Origin of the sequence: Spirillospora sp. NPDC046719 (assembly GCF_040645715.1) — a bacterium.
Taxonomy (GTDB): domain Bacteria; phylum Actinomycetota; class Actinomycetes; order Streptosporangiales; family Streptosporangiaceae; genus Spirillospora.
In genome coordinates this window covers 1-1,529 of the sequence record NZ_JBEYYT010000874.1, presented here as the reverse complement: position 1 = coordinate 1,529, position 1,529 = coordinate 1, and the positions used below count along the sequence as shown (strand labels likewise).

1 protein-coding gene and 1 pseudogene are annotated in these 1,529 nt (G+C 74.9%); both read left to right on the top strand.

Annotated elements, in window-relative coordinates; genetic code table 11:
- A pseudogene (locus tag ABZ914_RS51160) lies at window positions 1-184 on the top strand (hypothetical protein); the annotation flags it as partial.
- Window positions 185-288: 104 nt separating this feature from the next.
- Window positions 289-1,529 (top strand): acyltransferase family protein (locus ABZ914_RS51155; RefSeq protein WP_500201789.1); only part of this gene is annotated, 1,241 nt, incomplete at its 3' end.

The window sequence follows — 1,529 nt, the reverse complement described above, 5'->3', positions numbered from 1 at the left end:
GCGGTACGCGGCGGCGGGCGCCGGCCCGCTGCTGCCCCGCGGCGTCCGCGAGATCGAGCGGCTGTTCGGGCCGTTCACGCCGCTGCCCCCCGGCCTCGTGCCCGCCGGGCGGTGGCGCGCCGGGACCCCGCCCTCGGCGGGCGGTGCGGCGATCCTGTACGCGGGCGTCGGCGTCCGCTCCTAGCCCCGGGCGGCGGGTTCCGGGGCCGGTTCCCCGACACGCGGCGTTCAGATGATGTTCAGGGGGTCTGTGGAGAACGCGGAGGCGCGGCCCCTAGGGTGGCCCGGATGCCGACGAACACTCTCACCACGGAAACGAAGGCGAACGGCGCGCCGGCGGCCACGGCGTCCCGGATGGGCTGGCTCGACGCCCTGCGGGGCCTGGCCGCGTTAGTGGTGGTGTTCGAGCACTCCCTGGACGTGCTGCTCCCCGAGGTCCGCCGGAACGTGAGCCCGTGGTTCGACTTCGGGCGGTACGGGGTCTTCCTGTTCTTCCTGATCAGCGGCTACGTCGTGCCGTTCTCGCTGGTCCGGCGGGGCAGCGTCCGCGCGTTCTGGGTCGGCCGGCTGTTCCGGCTCTACCCCGCCTGGTTCGTGTCCGTCGGGCTCATGCTCGCGCTCGGCGTGACCGGCGTGTCCTGGGGGCTGCCGAACGGGCTCGGCGACCGCCCGTGGATCTCCGCGGTCGCGCACCTGACGATGCTGCAGGACCTGCTCGGCGTGCCGAACGTCGTCAACGTCTTCTGGACGCTGTCCTACGAGATGGTGTTCTACCTGCTCATCACGGCGATGTTCATCGCGGGCGTGAAGGGCGCGAGCGCCCGGGTCTCGCTCGGCTTCGGCGTGGCCGCCGCGATGCTCGGCGTCTCGCTGCCGTCCGGGCTGCTGGCCACCCACTGGCCCGGCGCGACCCCGATGGTCGCGGCGTTCGCCCTCGCGGCCGGCATCGCGGCCATGGTCAGCGGCCGTCCGGCGGTGCGCCGCGCGGGCGTCGCGATCGTCGCGGCGCTCGCGCTGACGCTGCTCGTCCTGGACAGCCGGATCGGCGGCGTCGAGAGCCTGTGCATCATCGCCACGATGTTCGCCGGGACGGCGGTGCGCGGCATCCAGGACGGCCGGATGCCGGCGAGGCCCGCCGCCGCGATGGTCGCCCTCGTCCCGGTCCTGACCCTGCTCGCGGGCCTGCGCCCGCCCACGACCTGGGCCGCGGACGGCTACTCCCAGTCGCTCGGCGTCGACTGGTCGGTCGGCGTGGCCGCCGCCTGGCTGACCTTCCTCGGCGGCCTGGCCCTGCGGCACCGCCGGATGCCCCGCGCGCTGACGTGGCTCGGGCTCGTCAGCTACTCGGTCTACCTGCTGCACCCGATGATCATCCAGACGGTCTGGCGGGTCGCCGGGGAGCGCGACGCCATGCCGCTGGGGGTGCGGCTGGCCTGGGAGGGCGCGCTGCTGGCCGCCGTCCTCGTCGCCGCCGGCCTGGCGCACCGCTACGTCGAGCGCCCGGCGCAGCATCTCGGCCGCCGGCTGAC